24 protein-coding genes, 2 tRNA genes and 1 pseudogene (1 of these 27 only partly in view) are annotated in these 24,449 nt (G+C 70.7%); 18 read left to right on the top strand and 9 right to left on the bottom strand.

From position 1 onward, the window contains the following. Positions 1–38: 38 nt before the first annotated feature. Positions 39–404: pseudogene (locus Nocox_RS36380) on the bottom strand (IucA/IucC family protein); the annotation flags it as partial. A gap of 234 nt (positions 405–638) precedes the next feature. Between Nocox_RS36380 and nudC the strand changes: the two are divergent. Continuing rightward, positions 639–1,610, top strand: a complete 972-nt coding sequence (gene nudC, locus Nocox_RS36375) for an NAD(+) diphosphatase (RefSeq protein WP_020544978.1) — start codon at positions 639–641, stop codon at positions 1,608–1,610. 10 nt (positions 1,611–1,620) lie between these two features. On the opposite strand, the gene Nocox_RS36370 is transcribed toward nudC, so the two are convergent. Both Nocox_RS36370 and Nocox_RS36365 read right to left on the bottom strand, forming a co-directional pair. Next, positions 1,621–1,869 carry a mycoredoxin gene (locus tag Nocox_RS36370; RefSeq protein WP_020544977.1) on the bottom strand — a complete coding sequence of 83 codons (249 nt, stop codon included), beginning with the start codon at positions 1,867–1,869 and terminating at the stop codon, positions 1,621–1,623. 84 nt (positions 1,870–1,953) lie between these two features. After that, positions 1,954–2,862, bottom strand: a complete 909-nt coding sequence (locus Nocox_RS36365; protein ID WP_020544976.1) for an alpha/beta hydrolase — start codon at positions 2,860–2,862, stop codon at positions 1,954–1,956. A 171-nt stretch (positions 2,863–3,033) separates the two neighbouring features. Here Nocox_RS36365 and Nocox_RS36360 point away from each other — a divergent pair, with 171 nt between their 5' ends. The 6 genes from Nocox_RS36360 (at position 3,034) to Nocox_RS36335 (ending at position 8,499) form a co-directional block, all read left to right on the top strand. Beyond that, positions 3,034–5,073 (top strand): ATP-dependent DNA helicase UvrD2, encoded by a 2,040-nt coding sequence (locus tag Nocox_RS36360; protein ID WP_020544975.1) that lies wholly within the window; start codon positions 3,034–3,036, stop codon positions 5,071–5,073. Positions 5,074–5,273: 200 nt separating this feature from the next. Next, positions 5,274–6,143 (top strand): acyl-CoA thioesterase, encoded by an 870-nt coding sequence (locus tag Nocox_RS36355; RefSeq protein ID WP_020544974.1) that lies wholly within the window; start codon positions 5,274–5,276, stop codon positions 6,141–6,143. Positions 6,144–6,647: 504 nt separating this feature from the next. Further along, complete coding sequence (locus Nocox_RS36350) at positions 6,648–6,917, top strand: WhiB family transcriptional regulator (RefSeq protein WP_020544973.1); 270 nt, start codon at positions 6,648–6,650, stop codon at positions 6,915–6,917. Positions 6,918–6,990: 73 nt separating this feature from the next. Continuing rightward, entirely contained in the window at positions 6,991–7,155 is a 165-nt protein-coding gene (locus Nocox_RS36345) for a hypothetical protein (RefSeq protein WP_020544972.1), read from the top strand. 145 nt (positions 7,156–7,300) lie between these two features. Next, positions 7,301–7,894 (top strand): RNA polymerase sigma factor, encoded by a 594-nt coding sequence (locus tag Nocox_RS36340; protein WP_033410033.1) that lies wholly within the window; start codon positions 7,301–7,303, stop codon positions 7,892–7,894. Then, a complete protein-coding gene (locus tag Nocox_RS36335) occupies positions 7,891–8,499 on the top strand; it encodes a hypothetical protein (RefSeq protein WP_020544970.1) in 609 nt (202 codons plus the stop codon). Before Nocox_RS36340 ends, Nocox_RS36335 begins: the two co-directional genes overlap by 4 nt. A gap of 554 nt (positions 8,500–9,053) precedes the next feature. Here Nocox_RS36335 and Nocox_RS36330 read toward each other — a convergent pair. Then, complete coding sequence (locus Nocox_RS36330; RefSeq protein WP_020544969.1) at positions 9,054–10,400, bottom strand: ABC1 kinase family protein; 1,347 nt, start codon at positions 10,398–10,400, stop codon at positions 9,054–9,056. A gap of 62 nt (positions 10,401–10,462) precedes the next feature. Further along, positions 10,463–11,950, bottom strand: a complete 1,488-nt coding sequence (locus Nocox_RS43450; RefSeq protein ID WP_246649920.1) for a ThiF family adenylyltransferase — start codon at positions 11,948–11,950, stop codon at positions 10,463–10,465. Between Nocox_RS43450 and Nocox_RS43445 the strand changes: the two genes are divergently transcribed. The 4 genes from Nocox_RS43445 to Nocox_RS36305 all read left to right on the top strand — a co-directional run bounded on the left by Nocox_RS43445 (position 11,864) and on the right by Nocox_RS36305 (position 14,556). Continuing rightward, on the top strand, positions 11,864–12,613 hold the full coding sequence (locus Nocox_RS43445; protein WP_169577061.1) for a hypothetical protein: 750 nt from the start codon (positions 11,864–11,866) through the stop codon (positions 12,611–12,613). The genes Nocox_RS43450 and Nocox_RS43445 overlap by 87 nt on opposite strands. Then, a complete protein-coding gene (locus Nocox_RS36315) occupies positions 12,610–13,392 on the top strand; it encodes an enoyl-CoA hydratase/isomerase family protein (protein WP_026214713.1) in 783 nt (260 codons plus the stop codon). Before Nocox_RS43445 ends, Nocox_RS36315 begins: the two co-directional genes overlap by 4 nt. Before the next feature lie 205 nt (positions 13,393–13,597). Beyond that, positions 13,598–13,975 (top strand): M48 metallopeptidase family protein, encoded by a 378-nt coding sequence (locus Nocox_RS36310; RefSeq protein ID WP_343224335.1) that lies wholly within the window; start codon positions 13,598–13,600, stop codon positions 13,973–13,975. 32 nt (positions 13,976–14,007) lie between these two features. Further along, on the top strand, positions 14,008–14,556 hold the full coding sequence (locus Nocox_RS36305) for a DUF2064 domain-containing protein (RefSeq protein ID WP_033410080.1): 549 nt from the start codon (positions 14,008–14,010) through the stop codon (positions 14,554–14,556). Here the strand turns inward: Nocox_RS36305 and Nocox_RS36300 are convergent. The 3 genes from Nocox_RS36300 to Nocox_RS36290 are packed head-to-tail and all read right to left on the bottom strand — an operon-like array spanning position 14,543 to position 17,353. Then, positions 14,543–15,538, bottom strand: coding sequence for an endonuclease/exonuclease/phosphatase family protein (locus tag Nocox_RS36300; protein ID WP_246649663.1), 996 nt, complete (start codon positions 15,536–15,538; stop codon positions 14,543–14,545). The genes Nocox_RS36305 and Nocox_RS36300 overlap by 14 nt on opposite strands. A gap of 31 nt (positions 15,539–15,569) precedes the next feature. Then, positions 15,570–16,130 (bottom strand): NUDIX hydrolase, encoded by a 561-nt coding sequence (locus Nocox_RS36295; protein ID WP_020544962.1) that lies wholly within the window; start codon positions 16,128–16,130, stop codon positions 15,570–15,572. Next, positions 16,127–17,353, bottom strand: coding sequence for a zinc-dependent metalloprotease (locus Nocox_RS36290; protein ID WP_020544961.1), 1,227 nt, complete (start codon positions 17,351–17,353; stop codon positions 16,127–16,129). The genes Nocox_RS36295 and Nocox_RS36290 overlap by 4 nt, the downstream gene beginning before the upstream one ends. A 130-nt stretch (positions 17,354–17,483) precedes the next feature. Between Nocox_RS36290 and Nocox_RS36285 the strand changes: the two genes are divergently transcribed. From Nocox_RS36285 to Nocox_RS36255, 7 genes are all read left to right on the top strand, one after another. Continuing rightward, positions 17,484–18,557, top strand: coding sequence for an NAD-dependent epimerase/dehydratase family protein (locus Nocox_RS36285; protein WP_026214710.1), 1,074 nt, complete (start codon positions 17,484–17,486; stop codon positions 18,555–18,557). 29 nt (positions 18,558–18,586) lie between these two features. Beyond that, on the top strand, positions 18,587–19,012 hold the full coding sequence (locus Nocox_RS36280; RefSeq protein ID WP_020544959.1) for a molybdenum cofactor biosynthesis protein MoaE: 426 nt from the start codon (positions 18,587–18,589) through the stop codon (positions 19,010–19,012). A gap of 10 nt (positions 19,013–19,022) precedes the next feature. Then, positions 19,023–20,066: a YlbL family protein gene (locus Nocox_RS36275; protein ID WP_020544958.1), complete on the top strand. Its 1,044-nt coding sequence runs from the start codon at positions 19,023–19,025 to the stop codon at positions 20,064–20,066. 164 nt (positions 20,067–20,230) lie between these two features. Continuing rightward, positions 20,231–23,179 carry a UPF0182 family membrane protein gene (locus Nocox_RS36270; protein ID WP_026214709.1) on the top strand — a complete coding sequence of 983 codons (2,949 nt, stop codon included), beginning with the start codon at positions 20,231–20,233 and terminating at the stop codon, positions 23,177–23,179. A 57-nt stretch (positions 23,180–23,236) separates the two neighbouring features. Beyond that, positions 23,237–23,313, top strand: a tRNA-Met gene (locus Nocox_RS36265). Between the two features lie 115 nt (positions 23,314–23,428). Next, positions 23,429–23,502, top strand: a tRNA-Met gene (locus Nocox_RS36260). A gap of 99 nt (positions 23,503–23,601) precedes the next feature. After that, positions 23,602–24,417 (top strand): hypothetical protein, encoded by an 816-nt coding sequence (locus Nocox_RS36255; RefSeq protein WP_020544956.1) that lies wholly within the window; start codon positions 23,602–23,604, stop codon positions 24,415–24,417. 21 nt (positions 24,418–24,438) lie between these two features. On the opposite strand, the gene Nocox_RS36250 is transcribed toward Nocox_RS36255, so the two are convergent. Further along, a protein-coding gene (locus Nocox_RS36250) for a hypothetical protein (protein ID WP_020544955.1) crosses the window boundary here: on the bottom strand, positions 24,439–24,449 show its end. The gene runs 178 nt beyond the window's last position; only the last 11 of its 189 coding nucleotides appear in the window; the start codon falls outside the window, past its right edge; its stop codon occupies positions 24,439–24,441.

The raw sequence follows: 24,449 nt of genomic DNA, 5'->3' as shown, positions 1-24,449 counted from the left end.
ATCGTGCCCTCGGGCAGCCGCCGCACCATCCAGGCCAGGTGCTCGTCCTCGGTGGCGGCGTAGGGCTGCTCGTCGGCCAGCAGCACGTCCGGGCCGGCCAGCCGCCGCAGCAGCGTCTCGGCCCGCGCGCCGTCGGCCAGCGTGCCCGGCCTGATCGAGCGCCGGTTGCGCAGGCCGAGCGTGCTGATCGGCAGCGGCAGCTTGAGATGCGTACGCGGATCGACCTCCACCGTGCGCATCGACAGCGTCGGCCGCACCGCGAGCGCCCGCTCCTCCAGCACCCGCACACCGTCGATCTTGCGTACGTGCTCGACGGCCAGCGGATGCACCGGGAACAGCACCCCCTCAGGACGGACGCCAGGCGGCACGAGCCCGGCGGCCAGGTACGCCTCCCGCCCGCTCATCCGCACCTCGCAGCCCAGGGCACGCGCCGCGGCAGGAAGCCGCGGGTCACCGAGTCGGTCGGCTTGAGCGCGGTGAGGTAGAGCCGCAACGTCGAGGCACCCCCGAGGATCAGGTAAGGCTAACCTAACTCGATGATCTTAGCCGGAGCGCGAACGACCGGGGGCCCGAATCCGCGATCGGCGGCCGACCGCGAGGTCATAGGATGACATCGAAATTCTGGAGGGGGCGGGCCTGTGGAGACCACGGCGGAAGAACAACTGATCGGACCCCTGCTTCTCGCGCGCGGCACCATCGACCGCTCCGCGGCGTTGCGTGCCGACGAGCGGTGGCTGGAGCGGGCCTGGTCCGACCCGGCGACCAGGGTGCTGGTCATCGACGACGGCCACACGCTGGTGCGCAGGGAGGGCGACCAGGTGCGGGCGGTGCTGTTCAGCCCCGCCGAGGCGCCGCAGGGGCCGCGCTACCTCCTCGGCGTCGAGAGCGAGGTCACCTACTTCGCGGTCGCCGCGCCGCTGCCCGGCGTGCCGAAGCGCGAGGTCAACGGGCGGGTCACGTTCGCGATGAAGCTGGCCGACGCCCCCGCGGGCGATCCGGCGGCGGCCGGGCTGCGCCAGGTCGGCGGCCTGCTCGGCGCCCGCGACGCGGGCCTGCTGGTCTACGCCGTCGCGCTGGAGGCGTGGCACACCACCCACGAGTTCTGCCCGCGCTGCGGCAGCCGCACCGAGATCCAGGCGGGCGGCCACGTCCGCGTCTGCCCCCAGGACGGCAGCCAGCACTTCCCGCGCGTCGACCCGGCCGTCATCATGCTGATCCGCGACGAGAACGACCGCTGCCTGCTGGCCCGCGGCCCCCAGTGGCCGGAGGGCCGCATGTCGGTCCTGGCCGGGTTCGTCGAGCCCGGCGAGTCGCTGGAGCACGCCGTGGTGCGCGAGGTCGCCGAGGAGGTCGGCGTCAGCGTGGTCAGGCCGCGCTACCTCGGCAGCCAGCCCTGGCCGTTCCCGCGCAGCCTCATGCTGGGCTTCTTCGCCGAGGCCGTCACCACCGAGCTGCGGCCCGACCGCGAGGAGATCGCCGAGGCGCGCTGGTTCTCCCGCGAGGAGCTGACCGCGGCCCTCGACTCCGGCGAGCTGCGCCTGCCGCCCGCCGTGTCGATCGCCCGCCGCCTCATCGAGACGTGGTACGGCGGGCAGCTCGACTACGAGTGATCCACCCCGGTCAGGCGGCGCCGAGGATCGCCTTGACCTCCCGGGCCGACGGATTGGTCCGCACCACCCGGCCGCCAGGCGTGTCGATCACCACGGTCGGCACCGTCTGGTTGCCGTTGTTGACGCTCATCACGAACTCCGCCGCCGACGGGTCGCGCTCGATGTCGACCTCGTCGAAGCTGATGCCCTCACGGGCAAGCTGAGCCTTGAGCCGCTTGCAGGGGCCGCACCAGCTCGTGCTGTAGACGGTGAGCGCCATGTCGGATGATCCCTCCCAGGTCAGAAGTCAGGCGTCGGGTGCAACAACCCGGCCTGCCCGCTTAATCCCTTGACGGGAGCGTGCTCAGCCGATGCGCTCGGCGATCCAGGTCTGCACCCGCTCGGCCACGCCCGGCTCCCGGTAGAGCGGCGCGCTGTGGTTGATGCCCGGCTGCGTCAGCACGGTCACCGGCACCCCCACCTTGGCCAGCATCTCCCGCAGCAGGATGCCCTGCGACGGCGGCACGAACTCGTCCTGCGAGTGGATCGTCAGCATCGGGGCGTCGTGCCTGCTCGCGTGCCAGGCGACCTCCATGCTGGCCCACACGCGCGCGCACTTGCCCTTGGGCACGCAGCCGCCGGCCAGCTTGATCGCGGCCTTGCGCAGCCTGCGCTTGTTGAGGTCGGTGGTCTTCCTGGCGTCGCCGTCGGCGTACGCCTGCAGCGGGGAGGTGATCGGCGACAGGCCGACCACGCCCTTCAGCCCGCCCACGCCGTCACCGTAGGTGCCGACCGCCGCCGCGAGGTGCCCGCCCGCCGAGAAGCCGACCACCACGTAGTTGCCCGGGTCGAACGACCACCGCTCGGCGAACTTGCGGGCGGTCGCGATCGCCGTGAGCGCGTCGGTGCGCTGCGCCGGCCAGGCCGCGTCGCCGGACAGCCGGTAGTTGAGGTTGAAGACCGTGTAGCCGAGCTCGGCGTAGCTGCGGGTGATCTCCTTCATGTACCGCTTGTCGCCGCTGGACCACCAGCCGCCGTGGATGAGGAACACGCCGGGCCGCTGCTGGCCGTCGGGGGTCCACCACACGTCCATCTGCTGGCGCTTGTGCGAGCCGTACGCGATGGTCTCCGTGCTCAGCCCGTAGACGTCGTCCGTGGTCGCCGAGGCGGCGACGCTCGGCGAGGGGGTGGGCTGCGCCGCGGTCGCGCCCGCGCTGACCGCATCGGCGCTGACGGGCGTGAGCACGACGGCAGCGAGCGCCAGAGCACCCACGTGAACCGCTATCCGCACGGCCTTCCTTTCCCCCAGGGTCAATGGTCGGCCCCATTGTGGGGGTAGAGACCAGTTCTTCGCATCTCGCGGACCGAGAACATACGACGGCCCGCATGTTGCCAGAATAAAGCCCCTGGCCGCCAGTGCTGGGAAGATGAAGGGGTGACACACGTGGATGACGTCCTGATCGGCCTCGACCCCGAGCAGCGCGCCGTCGCCGAGGCGGTGCGCGGCCCCGTCTGCGTGCTGGCCGGGGCAGGGACGGGCAAGACCAGGGCGATCACCCACCGGATCGCGCACGCGGTGCGGAGCGGGGTCACCGACGCCCAGAGCGTGCTCGCTGTGACTTTCACCACGCGCGCCGCCGGGGAGCTGCGCCAGCGGCTGCGCGCGCTCGGCGCGCCCGGCGTCCAGGCCCGCACGTTCCACGCCGCGGCGCTGCGCCAGCTCACCTACTTCTGGCCGCGCGTGATCGGCGGCGAGGCGCCCTCGGTCATCGAGTCGAAGCTGCCGGTGCTCGCCGAGGCGTGCCGGCTGATCCGCAGGACCCCCGACCGGTCCGAGCTGCGCGACATCGCCGCCGAGATCGAGTGGGCCAAGGTCACCCAGATCGGCCCCGAGGACTACGCCGCCGCCGCGGCCAAGCACCACCGCACGCCGCCCGTGGCCGCCGACGAGGTCTCCCGCCTGTACGAGGCGTACGAGCGGCTCCGGCGCGAACGCCACCTGGTCGACTTCGAGACCATCCTGGAGCTGACCGCGGCGGTGATGACCGAGCACCAGGAGGTCGCGGCGCAGATCCGCCAGCAATACCGCTACTTCGTCGTCGACGAGTACCAGGACGTCAACCCGCTGCAGAAGCTCCTGCTCGACACCTGGCTCGGCGGGCGCGACGACATCTGCGTGGTCGGCGACCCCAACCAGACCATCTACTCCTTCACCGGTGCCAGCCCGCGCTACCTCACCGGCTTCGCGGTCGAGCATCCGCAGGCCGCCGTCATCAAGCTCGTCCGCGACTACCGCTCCACCCCCCAGGTCGTCGACCTGGCCAACCGGGTCATCGCCCGCGGCCGGTCTCCCCACCGGCTGGAGCTGGTCGCCCAGCGGCCCGACGGCCCGCGGCCCGCCTTCGCCGACTACGACGACGAGCCGGCCGAGGCCGCCGGGGTGGCGAGGGCCATCAGGAAGCTGCTCGACAAGGGCGTGCCGGCCCGCGAGATCGCGGTGCTGTTCCGGGTCAACTCCCAGTCGGAGGCGTACGAGGAGGCGCTCGCCAAGGCCGACATCCCCTACCTGCTGCGGGGCGCGGAGCGCTTCTTCGAGCGCCCCGAGGTCCGCCAGGCGGTCGTGCTGCTGCGCGGCGCGGCCCGGTCGGCGGCCGGCGAGCCGCTGGCCGCCGAGGTGCACCACATCCTCGCGGGCGTCGGCCTCACCCCCGCGCCGCCCGGCGGCGGCAAGGCCAGGGAGCGGTGGGAGTCGCTGAAGGCGCTGGCCGACCTGGCCGAGGACCTCGCGGCCGAGGGCGCCGACCTGCCGGCGTTCGTCGCCGAGCTGGAGCGCCGCGCGGCCGAGCAGCACGCGCCGCCCGTCGAGGGCGTCACGCTGGCCTCCCTGCACGCCGCCAAGGGCCTGGAGTGGGACGCCGTGTTCCTCGTCGGGCTCACCGACGGCATGCTGCCCATCGTCTACGCCGAGACCCCCGAGCAGATCGAGGAGGAGCGCCGCCTCCTCTACGTCGGCGTCACCCGCGCCCGCGAGCACCTGACGCTCTCCTGGGCGCTGGCCCGCGCGCCCGGCGGGCGCAAGAGCCGCCGGCCGTCCCGTTTCCTCGACGGCCTCACCGGCCGCGCCGCCCCGCCGCGCCCGATCCCGGGCGCGACCCGCGAGCGGCGCACCGTGGCCGCGCCGGTGAGCTGCCGGGTCTGCGCCAAGACGCTCACCGCCGCGGCCGAGCAGAAGCTGGGCCGCTGCGCCACCTGCCCCGCCGACTACGACGAGGAGCTGCTGGAGCGGCTCAAGGCGTGGCGCACCGCCACGGCCAAGGACAACAAGATCCCGCCGTACGTCGTCTTCACCGACGTCACCCTCCAGGCCATCGCCGAGCGCGCGCCGGCGACCGAGCAGGAGCTGTTGTCGATCCCCGGCGTCGGCCGTGTCAAGATCGACCGATATGGTGAGGCCGTCCTCGCGCTGTGCCGCGGCACCGGCTGAGCAGCGGCGCCGGGTGAGGGGCACCGCGTAACAGCGGTGAAACGCCGACCGGTCATCATCGGACCGCCGGGCCGGATACGGGCCGGCTCCGGCCGCACGTCAAACTTGTGTCAGGACCGGATACCTTTTCGAGAAGAAGACCTGCCCCGCCGCCCCTGAGCACCGACCGGCGCGCCGGGGCGCGCGAGGGGGACCGACACGTGAACGAGGCGCTCAAGGAGCTGCTCGACCTGCTCGACCTGGAGCAGATCGAGCTCGACATCTTCCGGGGGAGGAGCCCCGAGGAGCGCATCCAACGCGTCTTCGGCGGCCAGGTGGCGGCCCAGGCCCTCGTCGCGGCGGGGCGCACGGTCACCGCGGACCGCTTCGTCCACTCGCTGCACGCCTACTTCATCAGGCCCGGCGACCCGTCGATCCCGATCGTCTACAACGTGGAGCGGGTGCGCGACGGGCGCTCGTTCAGCACCCGGCGGGTCCAGGCGATCCAGCACGGCAAGGCGATCTTCACGATGTCGGTGTCGTTCCACATCGCGGAGGAGGGGGTCGAGCACCAGGCGTCGGTGATGCCGGTCGTGCCGGCGCCCGAGACGCTGCCCACGTTCCAGGACCGCATGTTCGACCTGGTGGGCGACCATCCCGAGTTCCGCGACTGGATATCGCGGCCCCGGCCCGTCGACGCCCGCTACGCCTCGCCGCTGACGTGGGAGGCGCACAACGACCCGTCGCTGCGCAGCGCCGAGACCAACGTCTGGTTCCGCTACGACGCCGAGCTGCCCGACGACCCGCTGCTGCACGTCGTGCTGGCCGCCTACGCCTCCGACTTCACGCTCGTGGACACCATCCTGCTGGCGCACGGCATGGCGTGGGGCGTGTCCAACGTCATGGGCGCCTCGCTGGACCACGCCATGTGGTTCCACGGCCCCTTCAGGGCCGACGACTGGTTGCTCTATGCTCAGGAGTCGCCGTGGTCGGCGGGGGCGCGGGGGTTGGCGCGCGGTGAGATGTTCACCGCGTCGGGTGACCTCGTCGTCTCGGTCGTACAGGAGGCCATGATCCGGCCGCTGCGATAGCGAAATCGCAGGTAGAAAATATGTTGCCGGGTCCCGGCCTTCCGGTTTAGGGTCATGGGCAAGCGAGTCGGACACGACTGTTTCCGACGATCAGCAAAGTGGAGGTGAGCCCCGTGATGAGCATTCAGACTGCAGCCACGCCGTGGCTCGCTTCCGCGTGCCGTGATTCGGTGCTGCTCGCCAATGGGCCGGCCAAGCCACGGCAGGAGAAGTCTGTCCGTAGCCAGTCCGCCGTCTTCGGCGCGCGCGCCCACGCCGGCGCCGCGGCTCCGCAGGTGGCTCCTGTCTACGCAGGACGTATCGAACTGCCGGCCAACCAGCTCACCAACGGTGGACTGTGCGGTCCGCAGCCCTGGAGGGATACACCGGTCATAACCTGACCGGCGACAGTAGCCCCCAGGCCGCGGATCCACAGACGGATCCGCGGCCCTTTTGTTGTCCGCGATCCGACCACCTATGAGGTGTCCAACCAAGAACAAAAGGATCGATCGAAGGAGAAAGAAGATGGGGGCGAAGACGATCATGGACCTGATCGACGAAGCCAAGATCCCCTGTCGTACCGACCCTGACCTGTGGTTCGCCGAGTCGCCGGATGACGTGGAGTTCGCGAAGGCGCTCTGCGGCGGCTGCCCGATCCAGAAGGCCTGCCTCGACCGCGCGCTCGAGCGTGAGGAGCCGTGGGGCGTCTGGGGCGGCGAGCTGATCCTCAGGGGGACCGTCGTTCCCCGCAAGCGTCCGCGCGGGCGTCCCCGCAAGCACCCGGTCGCTGCCTGATCCACCCGCACGTACGCACCACATCGAAAGGAAACCGAACCAGATGAACACTCACCCGACGAGGAGCACCGCAATGTCCCATCTCATCCATGACCTCGTGAACGACCGAATACAAACCCTCCACCGCGAAGCGGAGGAGGAGCGTCTCGCGCTGCGCCTGCAGCGCGTGCGCCGGGCGCAGCGCAAGGCCCAGAAGGCCAACGACCGCCTCCGCCGCGCCCTGCTCCTGCAGTGGTGATCGAGGAGATCCTGCCGCCGGCGCAGGATCTCCTCTCCTGAAGACGGATGGTCAGCCTCATGAACGCGAGAGCCGGGCGCCGACGGGCGCCCGGCTCTCGCGCTGTCCGGGGGAACTCGCCCGCGCCCCGCGGACAGTACCGCTTGTGGATGTGAACCTGCGTGCCCGCGTACGCGACGGCGACCAACGGGCCTTCGAGCAGCTTTTCGACCAGTACGCCAGAAGCGTCTACAACCACGCCTGGCGGCTGACCGGCGACTGGTCGGCGGCCGAGGACGTGGTGTCGCTGACGTTCCTGGAGGCGTGGCGGCTGCGGGAACGGCTCGCCCCGGACGGCGGCTCGCTCCGCCCCTGGCTGCTCGGGGTCGCCACGAACGTGGCCCGCAACCTGCGACGGGCCCGGCGGCGGCACGAGGACGTCATGGCCAGGATGCCCCGCGACGACGCCGTACCCGACTTCGCCGACGACCTCGTCGGGCAGCTCGCCGACCAGGAACGCTTAGCCGAGGTGCGCACGGCCCTCGGCCGGCTGCGCAAAGCCGAACAGGACGTGCTGCTGCTGTGCGCCGGGGCCGGGCTCGACTACGCCGAGGCCGCCGAGGCGCTCGGCATCCCGATCGGCACCGTCAGGTCCCGGTTGTCACGGGCCAGGAAAAAGCTGGAACTGGCCGTGGCCCGGCGACAGAGAGATGGTGACCGCGGCACCGCGGTCCGGTCCATGAAGGAGTCCACCTCATGAACATCTTCCCGCCGGAACGGGATCTCCCTGAGGGCCGCCACCAACTGCTCAAGGAGCTCGTGATGACCGCCCTCGAGAACACCCCGGCCCCCGCGTCCGAGCCGTCCCGTCCGCGCCGCAAGCTGCTGCGCACCGGCGTATTGGCCCCGGCGCTTGGCCTGGCCGCCGCAGCCGCGGTGGCCCTCCCGCTGCTGTTCGGCGGCACCCCCGCCCACGCCGTCGCCAAGAACCCGGACGGCACCATCTCCATCACCCTCAACGAGGCCAAGGACCCCAAGGCGCTGGAGTCCGACCTGAGGCGAATGGGCTACAACATCGTCGTCGACTACCTCCCCGAGGGCAAGAAGTGCGCCACCCGCCCGCGCGGCACGACCTGGGTGCCGAAGGAGGAGGCCCCGCTCTCCGTCTTCCCGCCCACCGTGGACACGGAGGGCTTCCAGATCGACCCTCAGCAGATCAAGCCCGGCCAGACCGGCGTCCTTGAGTTCGCCGTGAACGAGAACCCGGAGCTGGGCAGTGTGGTGGCGGGCATCTGGGCCCGAGTCTCCAACGGCCCGGTAGCCCCGTGCGACCTGATCGACGGCTCCGCCCCCCTCGGCGACTGACCCGGCCGCCTCCTCCCGGGGCGTAGGCCCGCAACAATCCCCTCCGCGCCTCGCAAGCCCTCGGCAGAAGCGCCGAAGATGTACCCGCATTCGATGCCATGTGGCGACGGCGGGTCGCCGGTTGCACTGGAGCCGACGACCCGCCGTCACCCGTAACCTCACCGATCCACGAACCGCCCGCCCGCCGCTACCTGACGACCCCGCCACGCAAAAGGGACGAACCCTGGACGAAGCCCTCGCAGACAAACAACTCCACTGAATCGCTGAGGCACGCGCGATAACCCTCAGGAAATCGGGCGAGCGGCGACGAGCAGACGCGCGAACCGATGCATGATCTTCCTCTCGCCCTGATGACGAACTGCCCGCCCATCATCACACAGAGTAATGATGGGTAGTGGTCGATCCCAAGAATCACCCCACCCATCCCCCCAGCTCACACCACCCACCAGAGCGGACAGCAACCGGACCGACCCAACAGACGGCACCCGGTGTGACATGCAGTGCTCGCACGCTGGGTGATGAGTGGGGGGTGGTGAGACCCGAGGAGGGCGGAGTCAGCTGATGGCCAGGGCCTTGCCGTCGGGCTGGTCGTCCGGGTCGTCGGAGAAGCCGGGCACCCAGCGGATCACCTCGTCCCGGAACCGGGCCGTGGTGTTGAGCTGGCAGAGGACGCCCACGCCCGCCGCGTGCACCCGGTGGATGAGCACGTACGACGCCGGCAGGTTGAGCTGGCGCACCACGTTGCCGGGACGCAGGTCGGCGACGCTGGCGGCCTGGGTCTGGAGCCATTCGCGGCTGAAGGTGAACTCCTCGACCGCCGTCGGCTCCACGTACGGCGCCAGAAAGGCCCGCAGCGCGTCGGGATCGATCTCGATCTCGGGCCGGATGAACCCCTCCTGGCGCAGCCCCGTGACGACGCTCTCCATGTCGCCATGGTTGAAGATCCGCATCAGCTGCCCGAACACCCTCGGATAGCCGTCCGGCAGCCGGTTGACCGCGCCGAAGTCGAGCACCCCGAGCCTGCCGTCGGGCAGCATGCGGAAGTTGCCCGGGTGCGGATCGGCGTGCAGCAGCCCGACCCGCGCCGGCGAGCAGAACAGGAACCGTACGAAGAGCAGCCCCGCCCGGTCGCGCTCCTCCTTGGTGCCCTCGGTGATGATGCGCGACAGCGGCACGCCGTCCATCCACTCGGTGACCAGCACCATCTCGTTGGCCGCGACCACGTCGGGGACCAGGAAGTCGGGGTCGCCGTGGAACTCGCCGGCGAAGGCGTGCTGGGCGTGGGCCTCGCGGAGGTAGTCGAGCTCCTCCTCGATGCGTTCGCGCAGCTCCGACAGGACGGACTTCATGTCGAGACCGGGCAGCAGCACCCCGAACAGCTTGCCGAGCCGCGCGAGCTGCGTGAAGTCGCCGAGCAGGGCCTTGCCCGCACCCGGGTACTGGATCTTGACGGCCACCTCGCGGCCGTCGTGCCAGACGGCCTTGTGGACCTGGCCGATGGAGGCGGCGGCGGTGGGCTGGTCGTCGAAGGAGCGGAAGTTCTCCCGCCAGTCGTCGCCGAGCTGCTCGGCCAGCACCTTGTGAACGGTGGCGACCGGCAGCGGGGGAGCGGCGTCCTGGAGCTTGGTCAGCGTGGCGCGATAGGGTCCGACGATCTCCGGCGGCAGTGCCGCCTCGAAGATCGACAGGGCCTGCCCGAGCTTCATGGCGCCGCCCTTGAGCTCGCCGAGCACCTTGAAGACCTGGTCGGCGGTGCGCTGCTGAACCTCCTGCGCCACGATCTCGGCGGACTTGCCGCCCAGCCGCTTGCCCAGCCCGATCGCGGTACGCCCGGCGAAACCGAGGGGAAGCGTGGCCAGCTTGGCGGAGCGCGTGACAGCACGGCGTGGAAGATCGCTCACACTGATGCGCGGAACCTCGGCGGAGATCCGCTTCCCCCCTTCGTGGTCGTCCTCTGAGCACGTCAGTCGCGGTGGGGCGACATGACCATTGTTAGCGGATATGGATTGTTTCGCATACAACGACATTGCGGATGTTGCTGCCAGGAGCTTCTTTTCCAGCGCCAATCAGGCGTTACGTCCATTGTGCCGTTGGTCACAGCGGAATCCTTGCCGTCGAGATGAGCAAGCGCATGTCCGGTCGCCTCCGCCGCGACCAGCGTCGCCAGGGTCGCGTCACAGGCGATCTCGCCCGGCGGGTAGCCGCCCACCGTCGCGGTCACGATGGGCCAGGCGGGGTCGCGGTCGCGTCGCGCGAGGTCGAGGCAGTGCAGGCACGCGGTCCTTCCCGGCAGGACCAGTGGCCCGACCATCCCGTGCCCTTCGAAGGCGGCCGCCAGCAGGTGGGGGATGCCCAGTGCGGTCAGCTCGTTGGCCAGCACCCCGTCCAGGGGCGTGACCGGCGCGATGACCACCAGGTCCGGCCTATCCGATTGATCCCCAAGATATGTCCCCCCGGCAAGTACCTCGACCGCCGGTCTGACCAGGTCATGGCCGTCGACGTACCGGCCGTGGGGGCGTTTCCTGGGCGGCGCGAGGGCCTCCTGCCGCGCGGCCAGTTCGGCGGCCCGCTGACTCGGCGGCCTGCCGAGATACCGCATATCGGTGTCCGCGCCCCGTCCCGCGCCCGTGCCCCGTCCCGCGCCCGTGCCCGTCCGGGAGCCCGTGCCCGTCCGGGAGCCCGTGCCCGTCCGGGAGCCCGTGCCCTGCCACGCCTGCGGCCGGGCACGCCCCGACGATCGACCGCCGTTGGGAGGAGACGCCGCATCACGGTGCCGACCGACAGAAGAACCACCAGAGGGAGCAGCCTGCGGAACAGCGGGAGAAGCCGTCCGACCGGCGCCCCCCGATCCCGGCGCCCCGGCGCCCCCTGATCCCGGCGCCCCGGCGCCGGCACCTGTACGCGCAGTCGCGCCGCCCGCGGGACCCGTACGGGCCGTCGCGCCGGTGGCGCCACCTGTAGGCGGAGCCGCACCACCGCCGGCACCCGCACGCGCAACTGCACTACGGCCGCCACCCGTATGTGCCGACGTCGGCGGCGCCTGGCTCGGGATGGCATCGCGCGACGGCCGAGCCGCGGAGGAGGAGGCGTCGTCCGAACCACGAGCAGGGCGGGAACCAGCGGAAGCAGGGGAGGGCGAGGACCCAGGGGAAGGCGAGAACCGGGGGGAACCCGAGGACCCAGGGGAATCCAAGGACCTGGAGGAACCAGGGGAGCCAGGTGTGGCGGTGCCGCAGGCGGGGACGCCGTCCGGGAGGTCGGGGGCGGGTGGGCGACCGCCTGAGGTGAGGCGGCGGGCCACGGCCGCCGCGCCTTCTTCCCGCGTCATCCCCACCTCCGCCCACGACAGCCCTCCCGGAGTGATGTGGCTCGGCCGCGCGATGCCGGGATCGATCACCCGGATGTGCCCCACGCCGGCCGCCGCGAGCAGGGCGACGATCTGGGCCCCCACCCGACCGGCCCCGTAGACCCGCACCCGGGCGGCGCGGCGCCGGGCCAGCAGTCCCAGGCCGCCGTCCGGGGAGGTGGAGGCGAGGTCGAGCGCGTCGAGGTCGGGTCTCAGGCGGTCGCGCTCGGCCAGGCTGAGATCGCGCAGGACGCCTGGGCGGGCGTCGGCGTCGTGCAGCGCGCCCTGGGCGGTGAGCTGGTCGAGAAGGGCACGGGCGCGGCACTCGTCGAGACCGGCGGCGGTCGCGGCGTCCAGGACGCGATCCAGGTCGCGGGTGCCGTCGAGACATTCCAGCCATTGCCGGATCGGCCGGGCAAGGCCGGACATCACGACGGCGCGAAGGGGGTGCACGCCGTACTGAAGGGTCTGCTCGTCGCGGAGGACGCGCCGGAGGGCGGGCTTCACTCGGGGCCTCATGGCGGGAAGGTTGGCACGCCGGAGCATGATCCCGAGAGCGTTCCGCTCCGCCTGTGGATAACTTCCCCTCGCCGCTCACTGCCTGTGGACAACTCACCCGACCGCCGACACCCGACTCCCGACCGCCGACTCCCGGCCGCCGACTCCCGGCCGCCGACTCCCGGCCGCCGACTCCCGGCCGCCGTGGCCTCGCCGCCGCCCGCCGCGATCGAAGCCGCGAAAGCGCCCCCGAGTACGCTCTCCGCATGAACGAGCTCTTGGTTGATCGCGACGACGACGGTGTGGTGCTCATCACCCTCAACGTCCCGGAACGCCGCAACGCCATGACCGACGCCATGACCGACCGCTGGCGCGAGACGATGACCGCGCTCGCCACCGACCCCGACGCCCGCTGCGTCGTCGTGACCGGCGCGGGCACCGCCTTCTCCGCCGGCGGCGACCTGTCCTGGCTCGGCGAGCGCGGCGCCGAGGCCGTCCCCGAGCTGCGCGAGCGCATGCTCGCCTTCTACCGCACGTGGCTGCTGGTCAACCGGCTGGAGATCCCCACGATCGCCGCCGTCAACGGCCCGGCGGTCGGCGCGGGCCTGTGCGTGGCGCTGGCCTGCGACCTCGTCTACGCCGCCGACGAGGCGAAGCTCCTGGTCCCGTTCACCTCGCTGGGGCTGCACCCGGGGATGGCGGCGACGTACCTGCTGCCCCGCAGAGCGGGCGTCGGGCTGGCCCGCGAGATGCTGCTGACCGGCCGCACGCTGACCGGAAGGGAAGCGGCGGATAAAGGTTTGGTAAATCGATCTTTCCCGAACAATGACCTGATCCCCGAAGTCAGAGCCCTCGCCCAGAAGGTCGCGCGCAACGCTCCCATTGCCACAAGGCTCACCAAACTGGCTCTCAACCAAGACCATCAAGACCTGGAAGCCGCGCTGAGGTGGGAATCCTTGGCCCAGCCGGTCACCATGGCCACGTCGGACCTGTTCGAGGGCCTGGCCGCGCATCGGGAAAGGCGCCTGCCCAAATTCACCGGCTCTTAATCATCTGACCAGCAGAAACAGCGTCCACCCTCTGTGGAATTTCCGTCAACTCGGCTAACGTGCATATGTGCCCCCCGAGACAGTCGAGGTTCGTCGAAGTTCTCGTCGCCGACGCACGGTCTCCGCATACCGCGACGGCGACAAGACGATCGTGCTCCTGCCCGCCTGGCTGAGCGGCGAAGACGCGGATGAATGGGTGAGCCGCATGCTGGATCGGCTGGCCGCCAAGGAACGCCGCCGCAGACCGACGGACGAGGCGCTGCTGGAGAGAGCCAGGGAGCTGTCGGCGAAGTATCTCGGCGGCGATGCCGAGCCGGTGAGCGTCCGCTGGGTCGACAACCAGCAGCACCGCTGGGGCTCCTGCACCCCGGAGAGCGGCACGATCCGCATCTCGACGCGGCTGAAGGGCCTGCCCGAGTGGGTCATCAACTACGTGATCATCCACGAGCTGGTGCACCTGCTGGTGCCGAGCCACGGCGCCGCGTTCTGGGCTCTGGTCGAACAGTACCCCAAGGCGGAGCGGGCCCGCGGCTTCCTCGAAGGATTCTCCGCCGCGGCCGCCTCGGCCCCGGAGGAATGTTGATCCGCGTCGTCGCGGTCCTCGTCCGTCAGCGTATGGCGAACGCGGCGCCCGCGGGCGTCGACCCCAGGGCGTTCCTGGAGGCGATGGCCGAGGACACCTACGAGATGGTGGCCGGGCTCGACCTCGTCACCCCGGTCCTCGTCACCAGCGTTCCCGGCCTGGACGAGATCGTCTGGCCCGGCACCGAGATCGTCGCCGTGGACGAGGACGAGCCGCTGAGATCCGTGCTGGCCCGGCTCCCTGGCGACCAGGCCGCGGTCATCGGCGCCGACGCGCCCGACCTGCCGCCGCTGCTGGTGGGCAAGCTGTTCCGCGAGCTCGGCCGCGCGGAGATCACGCTCTGCCCGGCGGAGGGCGGCGGCGCCGTGGCCCTGGCCTGCGCGCTGCCCGCTCCGGCCTGGGCCGATCCCGATCTCGACGATCCCGCCGTCGTGGCCACGCTCCGGGCGCAGGCCCCCGGCCCCCGGAGGGTCGCGACCACCCCGGGCTGGCACCGCCTGCGCGCCCCTGAGGACGTCCACCGCCTGGACCCCGGTCTCGAAGGCTGGGACAACACCCGGGCCCTGCTCAAGGAAGCGTGAGCTCGGCCAGCACGGCCCGGTGATCGGTGCCCGGCACCGTCCGTACGTCCACCGCCCGCACCGCCACCCGCCGGTCCACCAGCACGTGGTCGATGGTGATGATCGGCGGCACCTTCTTGTTGGCCGGCCACGTCGGGATCAGCCCGGCGCCCACCTGGTCGGCCGCGTCCTTGTAGCCCCGTGCCAGCAGCGCGCGCAGCGCAGCGTGGTCGAGCGAGGCGTTGAAGTCGCCGGCCAGGACGCGCACCCGGTCACGGGAGGCGGACGGCAGCGCCCGCAGTGCCTGGTTCCAGTTGACGACGTTCGGGCCGAGCGGCGGGTACGGATGGACGTCCACGAACTCGATCGGCTCCCCGCCAGGCACCGACACGACCGCGGACGGCATCTTGTGCCCGACGTCCGGCACCACGTCCGGCAGCTCGCGCAGCTCGTGCTTGGAGTAGATCCCGCTGCCGCCGGCGCTCCACTCGGCCTGCAGCACGCGGTGGGGCAGCAGCTCCTTGAGCCCGGCCACGTCCAGGTCGGACACCGCGCCGGGCGTCAGCTCCTGCGTGCTCAGCACGTCGGGGTCGAACTCGCGCACCAGCCGCACGATCGTCGCGGCGTCGGCCCGCCCGAACAGCATGTTGATCGTCATGACCTTGAACGGCCGGCCGGCGGCCGCCTCGGCCTTGCCGAGCGCCCGGGGCAGCACGGCGAGACCGAGCGCCGTGGTCGCCACCAGCGCCACCGCGGTGGCCGCGCGCCGCCGCCCGAGGGCCGCCACCAGCAGCGGGAGCAGCGATCCCGCAGCCGCGTACGGGGTCGCGGTCATGATCTGCGTCGGCAGCGAGCCCCGCTCCAGCCCCGCCACCCTGACGGCGGCCCAGGCCGCGAAAGGGGTCACCGCCATCCAGGTCAGGACGGACCCGGGGATTCTCCGGCGTCTGCGGACGGGCGTGACGATCGTGCCGCCCACGGGCGACTCAGCCGGAGCGCTCACCAAACCCCCCTTTGGAACGACGCAATGGACTCTAGCCAACCTGGCCGGACCGCAGGCCGAGCACCGCCTGTCCACGTCTGGCCAACCGGCGCGTCGCCTCGTCGGAAAGCTCGGGGATCTCCTCGACCGGGAACCAGCGCAGGTCGAGCGACTCCTCGCTGATCACCGCCTCGGCGCCGGGCGGGGCCACGGCGGCGTACTCGACGTCGAGGTGCCAGCTCGTCGGCGGATGGCACCACACCTCGTGCTTGTCGAGGGCCAGCGGCCCCGGCAGCAGCTCCAGGCCCGGGATGCCGGACTCCTCCCACGCCTCCCGCAGGGCCACCTCGGCGAGCGAGGCGTCGGAAGGCTCGCAGTGCCCGCCCATGGGCAGCCACATGCCGGCCTTGGGATGCAGCGTGAGCAGCACCAGCGCGCCGTCGTGCGAGAGCACCGCGGTGGTCGCCGTCAGGTGCCCGGGCACGCAGGCGCGCAGCATCGCGTCGTCATGGTCCCGCAGGTGGCCGAGGAACTCCGCGCGCAGCGCCTCCTCCTCGGGCGTGGGCGCGGTCCAGGCCGACAGCACCGAGACCGCGTCGCCGTGCAGGCTCAACTCGCGCCGCCCTCGCCGTCCCCCTCGCCCTTGCCGTCGTCCGGCTTGCGCTCCAGCTCGGAGATGTCCCACGCCTGTTCGCCGCGGACGAACGCCTCGGGGTCGTCGAGGTCGTCGGCCGTCGGCATCAGGTCGGGGTGGCCCCACAGCGCGTCGCGGCCGTCGACGCCGCGCGCCTCCTCCAGGGCCCGCCACAGCGCCGCCGCCTCACGCAGCCGCCGGGGCCGCAGCTCCAGCCCCACCAGCGTGCCGAAGGTCAGCTCGGCGGGACCGCCGGTGGCCCGGCGCCGGCGTACGGTCTCGGCCAGCGCGACCGCCGAGGGCAGCTTGCCCGAGGCGCTGCGGTCGACCACGGTGGCGACCCACCCCTCGACCAGCGCGAGCGTCGTCTCCAGGCGGGCCAGGGCGGCCTTCTGCCGCTCGGTCTCCTCGGGCTTGAGCAGGTTGCCGCCGCTCAGCGCCTCCTGGATGGCCTCGGGGTTGTTGATGTCGAGCCCGCGGATCTGCTCCTCCAGCTTGGAGGTGTCGACCGTGATGCCCCTGGCGTATTCCTCGACCGCGCCCAGCAGATGCGAACGCAGCCACGGCACGTGCTGGAACAGCCGGTGGTGCGCGGCCTCGCGCAGCGCCAGATAGATCCTGATCTCCTCGGAGGGGATCTCCAGGCCCTCGCTGAAGCTGGCGATGCCGCCGGGCAGCAGCGCCGCCGTGTCGGACAGCGGCAGGCCGATGTCGGTCGTGCCGACCACCTCGCGGGCGAGCGAGGCGATGGCCTGGCCGATCTGCTGGCCGACCATCATGCCGCCCATCTGCTTCAGCATGCCCATCAGCGGGCCGGCCATCTGCTGCGCCTCGGGCGGCAGGCCGGCGCCGCCGAGCGCGCCGCCCATCGTGTCGACCATGCGCTGGGCAATGGGTTCACAAAGCTTTCGCCACACCGGGACGGTGTTCTCGATCCATTCGGACCGGCTCCAGGCCTGCGGATTCGCCACGCCGCTGGGCAGCGTGGTCGCCTCGTTCAGCCAGAGGTCGGCCAGGCTCAGCGCCTCCACGATCTGGCGGCGCTCGCCTTCCATGACGCTGGGGTCGCCCTGGGCGACCACGGCGTGCCTGGCGATGTTCTTCGCCATGTCCCAGTTGACAGGACCGGAGCCCTGCGGCGCCGACAGCATGTCGGCGAACTGGCGCATCGCCTGAGCCATCTGCTCAGGGTTGCCGAACATCGCGAACGGGTTTTCGTTGGGGTCGTTTTCACGACCTGGCAGGTCAGTCACCGCTCTACCTCGTGCAGGATGGAGGAGTCCACATCCGCCACGTTAGTCGTCCTGCGGCGGATCAGTGCAAAGTGAGGACCTGGTGCCTACCTCGAAACGCCCGCGCCAACCCGTCGTCGCCGTTACGGGCGCGGCCTCCGGCATAGGCCGGGAGCTGTGCGCGAAGCTCGTGTCCTCCGCGGATTTCCGCAGGGTGGTCGCCATCGACGAGGAACGCGGCGACATCCGGGAGGCCACCTGGAGAGTGATCGACGTACGAGATCCGCTCTTGGCGAACCGCATCTCCGACATCGACGTCCTGGTCCACCTGGCGGGCGACTACGCGCTGGACTCCGACCCGGTCGAGCGGCGCGCCTACAACCTGCGCGCGGCCCAGACCGTGCTCACCGCCTGCGCCGCGGCGCGCGTGCGGCGTGTGGTGCTGGTCACGAGCGCCATGGTGTACGGCGCCGCGCCCGACAACGAGGTGCCCCTGCCCGAGGACGCGCCGGTCGCGGCCGAGCCCGACACCGGCGTCGTGGGCGACCACCTGGAGATCGAGTCCCTCGTACGCCGCTCGCTGCGCAGCCACCCCGGCCTGGAGGTGACCGTGGTCCGCCCGGCCGCGATCGTCGGTCCTGGCATCGACACGGTGATCACCCGCCACTTCGAGTCGCCCCGGCTGCTGACCGTCAAGGGCTGCACGCCGCGCTGGCAGTTCTGCCACCTCGACGACCTGATCTCGGCGCTCGAACTGGCCGCGCGCGGCGCCGTCACCGGTGTGGTGGCCGTCGGCTGCGACGGCTGGCTGGAACAGGAGCAGGTCGAGGAGCTGTCCGCGATCCGCAGGTTCGAGCTGCCCGCGGGGCTGACGTTCGGCACCGCGCAGCGCCTGCACCGCCTCGGCATCACCCCGGCTCCGGCCACCGACCTGCACTACGTCGTCTACCCGTGGGTGGTCGACTGCGCGTCGCTGCGCGAGGCCGGCTGGAAGCCCGCGTGGACCAACGAGGCGGCCTTCCGCCAGCTCCTGGAGCTGCGCGAGGACGCCACCACCGTGGTCGGCAGGCGGCTGCCGGTCAAGGAGGCGACGCTCACGGCGGCCGGCGCGACCGTCGCGGTCATCGGCACCGCCGCGATCGTCCGCCAGGTGCGCAAGAAGCGCCGCCAATAGCGGCGACGGCGGAAAGGTAGTCTTGCGGCGTGGACGTCATCCGGCTGCTCGCCATTCGCGACACCCCGCTGTCCGTCGACGAGGTGCTGGCCGCCGTGGGCGACCACGCCGCGGGCGGCACCACCCTGTTCGTGGGCACCGTGCGTGAGCAGGACCACGGCAAGCCCGTGACCAGGCTCTCCTACTCGGCCCACCCCACGGCGGAGGCCGAGCTGCGCGCGGTGGCCGAGAAGGTCGCCGGCGACTTCCCCGTGACGGCCATGGCCGCCGTCCACCGGGTGGGCGACCTGGAGCTGGGCGACATCGCCGTGGTCGTGGCGGTCGCCGCGCCCCACCGCGACGAGGCGTTCCGCGCCTCGCGCAGGCTGATCGACGACCTCAAGGCGCAGGTGCCGATCTGGAAACACCAGGAGTTCACCGACGGCGCGACCGAGTGGGTCGGCGCCGGCGAATAAGCTCTTGACCATGTCTCGACGCGCCCTGACGCTGCTGCTCGCGGGATTCCTCGTGCTCGCGTTCGGGGTGGCGGGCGCCTTCCGCCCGGTCCCTTATGTCGTGCTGAGTCCCGGTCCGACCGAGAACACCCTCGGCGAGGTCGAGAAGAAGCCGGTGATCTCCATCTCCGGACGGCAGACCTATCCCACGAGCGGCGCGCTCAGCCTGGTGACCGTCGCCTACCAGGGCGGCCCCGCCGCCCAGATCGACCTGCTGACGGCGCTGCGCGGCTGGATCGATCCCGACGTGGCCGTGGTCCCGCAGGAGACCATCTTCGCTCCCGACCGCGACCCGAAGGAGGTCGAGGAGGAGAACACCGTGGAGATGACCAACTCCCAGGACTCCGCGACCGCCGCCGCGCTCAACGAGCTCAAGATCCCCTACAGCATGGTCGTGACCGTCGTCTCCACGGAGAAGGGCAAGCCCGCCGACGGCAAGCTGCTGAAGGGCGACGAGCTCACCACGATCGACGGCAAGGACGCCAAGGACGTCGACGTCGTCAGCAGCACGGTCAAGGCGCACAAACCCGGCGAAGAGGTGGTCTTCGGCGTCCTGCGGGGCGGGCAGAAGATCGAGGTGCCGCTCAGGCCGATCGCGGGGCCGAAGGGGCAGCCGCAGGTCGGCGTGCTCATGCAGACCAAGTACAAGTTCCCGTTCGACGTCGACATCAACGTCGGCGACGTGGGCGGGCCGAGCGCCGGGCTGATGTTCTCGCTGGGCATACTCGACAAGCTCACGCCCGGCCAGCTCACCGGCGGCAAGAAGATCGCCGGCACCGGCACCATCGAGCCCACGGGCGAGGTGGGCCCGATCGGCGGCATCCAGCAGAAGATGATCGGCGCGAAGAAGGCCGGCGCGACGGTGTTCCTGACTCCGGCCGACAACTGCGGCGAGGCGGTGCAGGCCGCGCCCGAGGGGCTGCGGCTGGTCCGCGCCGACACGCTGCACGCCGCCGTACAGGCGCTCGACGCGCTGCGCACCGGCGCCGGAGCCGTCCCCGCCTGCCCGTCCTGATCTGTGAAGTGGCTGACAAACCGGTGGGACGAGGAAACTTTCGCCGAACGCCGTGCGTTAGCCGTACGGCTGGCCTAGCGGTGTAGGTTGCCAGACACGGACCGTTTCTTCATTACGACGAGGGGTTGGCCTTGAGCTTCCGGACCCCAGGAGCCGGCAGGGCGATGCGCTTGCCCCGCCGACCGCGACTGCTTCTACCTGTGGGGATCGCCCTTGTGGCGATCGTCGCGTTGTTCTTCCTCTTCAGCGGCATCTATACCGACTACCTGTGGTTCGACGCAGTTGACTACACGTCGGTGTTCACCGGCGTGGTGCTGACCCAGATCGTGTTGTTCCTGGTCGGCGCCCTGCTGATGGTCGCGATCGCGGGCGGCAACATGCTGCTGGCCTTCCGCACGCGGCCGATGTTCGGCCCCGCGATGTTCGGCGGAGCCAGCGGGGCCGACCGCTACCGCATGGCGCTCGACCCGCACCGCAAGCTGATCTTCATCATCGGCATGGGGCTGCTCGCGCTGTTCTCCGGCTCGTCCTTCGCCGGGCAGTGGCAGACGTGGCTGCAGTTCGTCAACGGCGCCTCGTTCGGCAAGAAGGACCAGCTGTTCGAGTTCGACATCTCGTTCTACATGTTCGACTATCCGTTCATCCGGATGGTCCTGAACTTCCTGTTCACCGCGATCATCATCTCGATCCTGCTGGCCGCGATCACGCACTACCTGTACGGCGGCTTCCGCCTGCAGTCGCCCGGCCTGCACGCCTCCCGGGCCGCCCGCGTCCACCTGTCGGTGCTGCTCGGCATCTTCGTGCTGCTCAAGGCCATCGCCTACTGGATCGACCGCTACGGCCTGGTCTTCTCCGACCGGGGCTTCGTGCACGGCGCGTCCTACACCGATGTCAACGCGGTCCTGCCGGCCAAGACCATCCTCGCGATCATCGCGCTGATCTGCGCCGCGCTCTTCTTCGCCGGCGTGGTGCGGCCCGGCGGCATGCTGCCCGGCGTGTCCTTCGGCCTGCTCGTGCTCTCGGCCATCCTGATCGGCGGCGTCTACCCGGCGCTGGTCGAGCAGTTCCAGGTCAAGCCCAACCAGCAGGGCAAGGAGGCGCTGTACATCCAGCGCAACATCGACGCCACACGCGAGGCGTACGACGTCGACAAGACAGAGGTCGAGACGTACAACGCCCAGGCCGACCCCGCCAAGGTCCAGCCGGGCGGCGACACCTCCGTCTCCGGCGTGCGGCTGCTCGACCCGGCGCTGGTCTCCTCGACGTACGAGCAGACCCAGCGCATCCGAGGCTTCTACAACTTCGCCGAGCCGCTCGACGTCGACCGCTACCGCGACGCCAGCGGCAAGATGATCGACCACGTCGTCGGCGTCCGTGAGCTGACCGGCCCGCCCGAGGGCCAGAACAACTGGATCAACCGCCACCTCGTCTACACCCACGGCTACGGCTTCGTCGCCGCGCCCGGCAACAAGGTCGACAGCAGTGGCCTGCCCGACTACGACGCCAAGGACATGCCGGTCTCCGGCCCGCTGGCGACCAGCACGGGCCTGAAGGAGCCGCGCGTCTACTTCGGCGAGGAGCCGGCCTCGGCCGAGTACGTCATCGCCGGCGGCAACACCGACCGGCCGCAGGAGCTCGACTACCCGCAGACCGGCGGCACCGGCCAGAAGAACACCACCTACACGGGCGGCGGCGTCGCCCTCGGCTCATTCTTCAACCGCATGCTCTACGCCGCCAAGTACAGCGAGGCGAACATCCTGCTGTCCGGCGACGTCAACGCCGACTCGAAGATCCTCTACGAGCGCCACCCCCGTGACCGCGTCCAGAAGGTCGCGCCGTTCCTGACGCTCGACGGCAACCCCTACCCGGCGGTCGTGGACGGCCGCATCACGTGGATCGTGGACGGCTACACCACGTCCAACGACTACCCGTACTCGCAGAGCGAGAGCCTCGGCGACATGACGCGCGACACCTCCAGCGACCGCCGCGTCATCGCCCAGCAGCCGACCGACCGCATCAACTACATCCGCAACTCGGTCAAGGCCACCGTCGACGCCTACGACGGCACGGTCAAGCTGTACGCCTGGGACACCAACGACCCGGTGCTGCGCACCTGGAGCTCCGCGTTCCCCGGCGTCATCCGCCCGGCCACCGAGATGAGCGCCGACCTGAAGGCGCACGTCCGCTACCCCGAGGACCTGTTCAAGGTGCAGCGCTACACCCTGTCGCGCTACCACATCACCGACCCGTCCGCCTTCTACAGCGGCCAGGACTTCTGGAACGTCCCGGGCGACCCCACGCAGGGCGACAAGAACACCAAGCAGCCGCCCTACTACCTGACCACCACGATGCCGGGTGAGCAGCCGACGTTCTCGCTGACCACCACGTTCGTGCCACGTCAGGGTCCCAACCTGGCGGCGTTCATGGCGGTCAACTCCTCGGCCGAGTCCGGCTACGGGCGCATCCGCATCCTGCGGATGCCGTCCAGCACCCCGATCCCAGGCCCCGGTCAGGCACAGAACGCCTTCCAGAGCCGCTTCGCCGGCGAGCTCAACCTCCTCGGCGTCGGCGCCTCGTCGGTCCGGTACGGAAACCTGCTCACGCTCCCGTACGCGGGCGGCCTGGTCTACATCGAACCGGTGTACATCCAGGTGACCGCGGGCGGCGGGCAGGAGCCGTACCCGATCCTGCAGCGCGTCCTGGTGTCGTTCGGCAGCAAGATCGGCGTGGGGCGCACCCTGACCGAGGCCCTGAAGGAGGTCTTCGGCGAGCAGGAGCAGCAGCAGGAACAGCAGCAGGAACAGAACACCCAGCAACAGGAGCAGGGCGAGGCCAATCAGGCCGACGCCGCGCTCACCTCGGCGATCACCAACGCGCAGAAGGCCTACGACGACGCCCAGAAGGCGCTGCAGGCCAGCCCGCCCGACTGGGACGCCTACGGTGCGGCGCAGAAGCGGCTGCAGGACGCCCTGAAGGCGCTGGAGGGCGCGAACCGGCAGCAGCAGCCGGACGCCTCCGCCAGCCCGTCACCGTCCGCGTCGCCGTCGGCCTCACCCTCGGCCTCACCACCCGCCACGCCGTCGCCATCGGCGTCACCGGCGGAGGGCACGTAGCCATCCGGTTTGCATCCACCCCTCGTCGCCGTCTAGTCTTGAGACGCAACACAGCGACGCGGGGTGGAGCAGTTCGGTAGCTCGCTGGGCTCATAACCCAGAGGTCGCAGGTTCAAATCCTGCCCCCGCTACCAAGAAGTCGAAGGCCCGGGAAACCGGGCCTTCACTCATTTCCCGGCAGGTTCGTTCCGTGTACGAAGCACTCTCTCGGGCCTGTATAGTTGAGAAAGCAAGACAGCAACACAGCGACGCGGGGTGGAGCAGTTCGGTAGCTCGCTGGGCTCATAACCCAGAGGTCGCAGGTTCAAATCCTGTCCCCGCTACTGACAAGGCCCTGGTCACCGAGAAATCGGCGACCAGGGCCTTACTCGTTTCCCCGGCATGACCGCGCGGCGGCAGGGCTTTTCCGTAAGGATGGGCCCATGGGACTTTCGACGCCCAGGCGGTGGGCCATCCTTACGGTCGCCGTGCTGGTCGCCTCCACGCCGGTTCCGGCTCAGGCCGACGCGGACCCGGTAGGCGCGCTCAAACGGCATCTCCGCGCCGACCACGGCGTACGGATCTCCGAGGCCACCCGCATCGTGCTCGGCAAGCGGGCAACGGAGACCAGGATCAGCGGCCGGCTCCGGCTCGCGCCCTCCGGCCCCGCGGCGGCGGACCTCACCTGGTGGACCCTCCCCAAGCGGGAGACCTACCGCATGATCCGCGTCGGCTCCACCGTGTACGACGGCAGCAACGTCCATCCCGGGCCGATCCCCGACGGCAAGAAGTGGATCCGGTTCCCCAACAAGCACCGGGGACTCACGGCGCGCGACATGGCGGCCGACGCGAGCCAGCAGCCGATCAACGTGTACGACCCGACCACGCTCAAGGCCGTGCTCAAGCGTTCGGCCCGCAAGCCCGGCTTCCTCTACCAGGGCACCATGAGCTACCGGGACCTGGACAAGATCACCGAGGCCCCGCTGGTCCATTGGACGAGCGGCCGCCCCTTCGGCCCGAAGAGCAAGGGAAAGATCACCTGGAAGCTCTGGACCGGTCGTGACGGGATGCTCAAGCGCCTGCTCACCACCGACACCGAGGGAACCCTCGTCAAACGGACCGACACCCGCTACTCCGCCTGGGGCTCCCGCGTCGCCATCACCGCACCCCCCGCCGAGGACGTGATCGACGAGGCCGACCTGCTGGAGTACATCCGCAACGAGAACGAGCCCATCCCCGAGGACGAGGGCAACACGTAAAAGGGGCACCGGCCCGGGAGCTCAGAGACGCT

Origin of the sequence: Nonomuraea coxensis DSM 45129 (genome assembly GCF_019397265.1) — a bacterium.
Taxonomy (GTDB): Bacteria; Actinomycetota; Actinomycetes; order Streptosporangiales; family Streptosporangiaceae; genus Nonomuraea; species Nonomuraea coxensis.
This window is presented reverse-complemented; position numbering and strand designations above follow the sequence as displayed.

Bases quoted from the DNA above. Each gene is read 5' to 3' on its own strand.
- Nocox_RS36370 (WP_020544977.1), bottom strand. From the start codon at position 1,869: ATGGCGCTCACCGTCTACAGCACGAGCTGGTGCGGCCCCTGCAAGCGG.
- Nocox_RS36350 (WP_020544973.1), top strand. From the start codon at position 6,648: ATGGGGGCGAAGACGATCATGGACCTGATCGACGAAGCCAAGATCCCC.
- Nocox_RS36345 (WP_020544972.1), top strand. From the start codon at position 6,991: ATGTCCCATCTCATCCATGACCTCGTGAACGACCGAATACAAACCCTC.
- Nocox_RS36335 (WP_020544970.1), top strand. From the start codon at position 7,891: ATGAACATCTTCCCGCCGGAACGGGATCTCCCTGAGGGCCGCCACCAA.
- Nocox_RS36315 (WP_026214713.1), top strand. From the start codon at position 12,610: ATGAACGAGCTCTTGGTTGATCGCGACGACGACGGTGTGGTGCTCATC.
- Nocox_RS36310 (WP_343224335.1), top strand. From the start codon at position 13,598: ATGCTGGATCGGCTGGCCGCCAAGGAACGCCGCCGCAGACCGACGGAC.
- Nocox_RS36305 (WP_033410080.1), top strand. From the start codon at position 14,008: ATGGCGAACGCGGCGCCCGCGGGCGTCGACCCCAGGGCGTTCCTGGAG.
- Nocox_RS36290 (WP_020544961.1), bottom strand. From the start codon at position 17,353: ATGTTCGGCAACCCTGAGCAGATGGCTCAGGCGATGCGCCAGTTCGCC.
- Nocox_RS36275 (WP_020544958.1), top strand. From the start codon at position 19,023: ATGTCTCGACGCGCCCTGACGCTGCTGCTCGCGGGATTCCTCGTGCTC.
- Nocox_RS36270 (WP_026214709.1), top strand. From the start codon at position 20,231: ATGCGCTTGCCCCGCCGACCGCGACTGCTTCTACCTGTGGGGATCGCC.
- Nocox_RS36255 (WP_020544956.1), top strand. From the start codon at position 23,602: ATGGGACTTTCGACGCCCAGGCGGTGGGCCATCCTTACGGTCGCCGTG.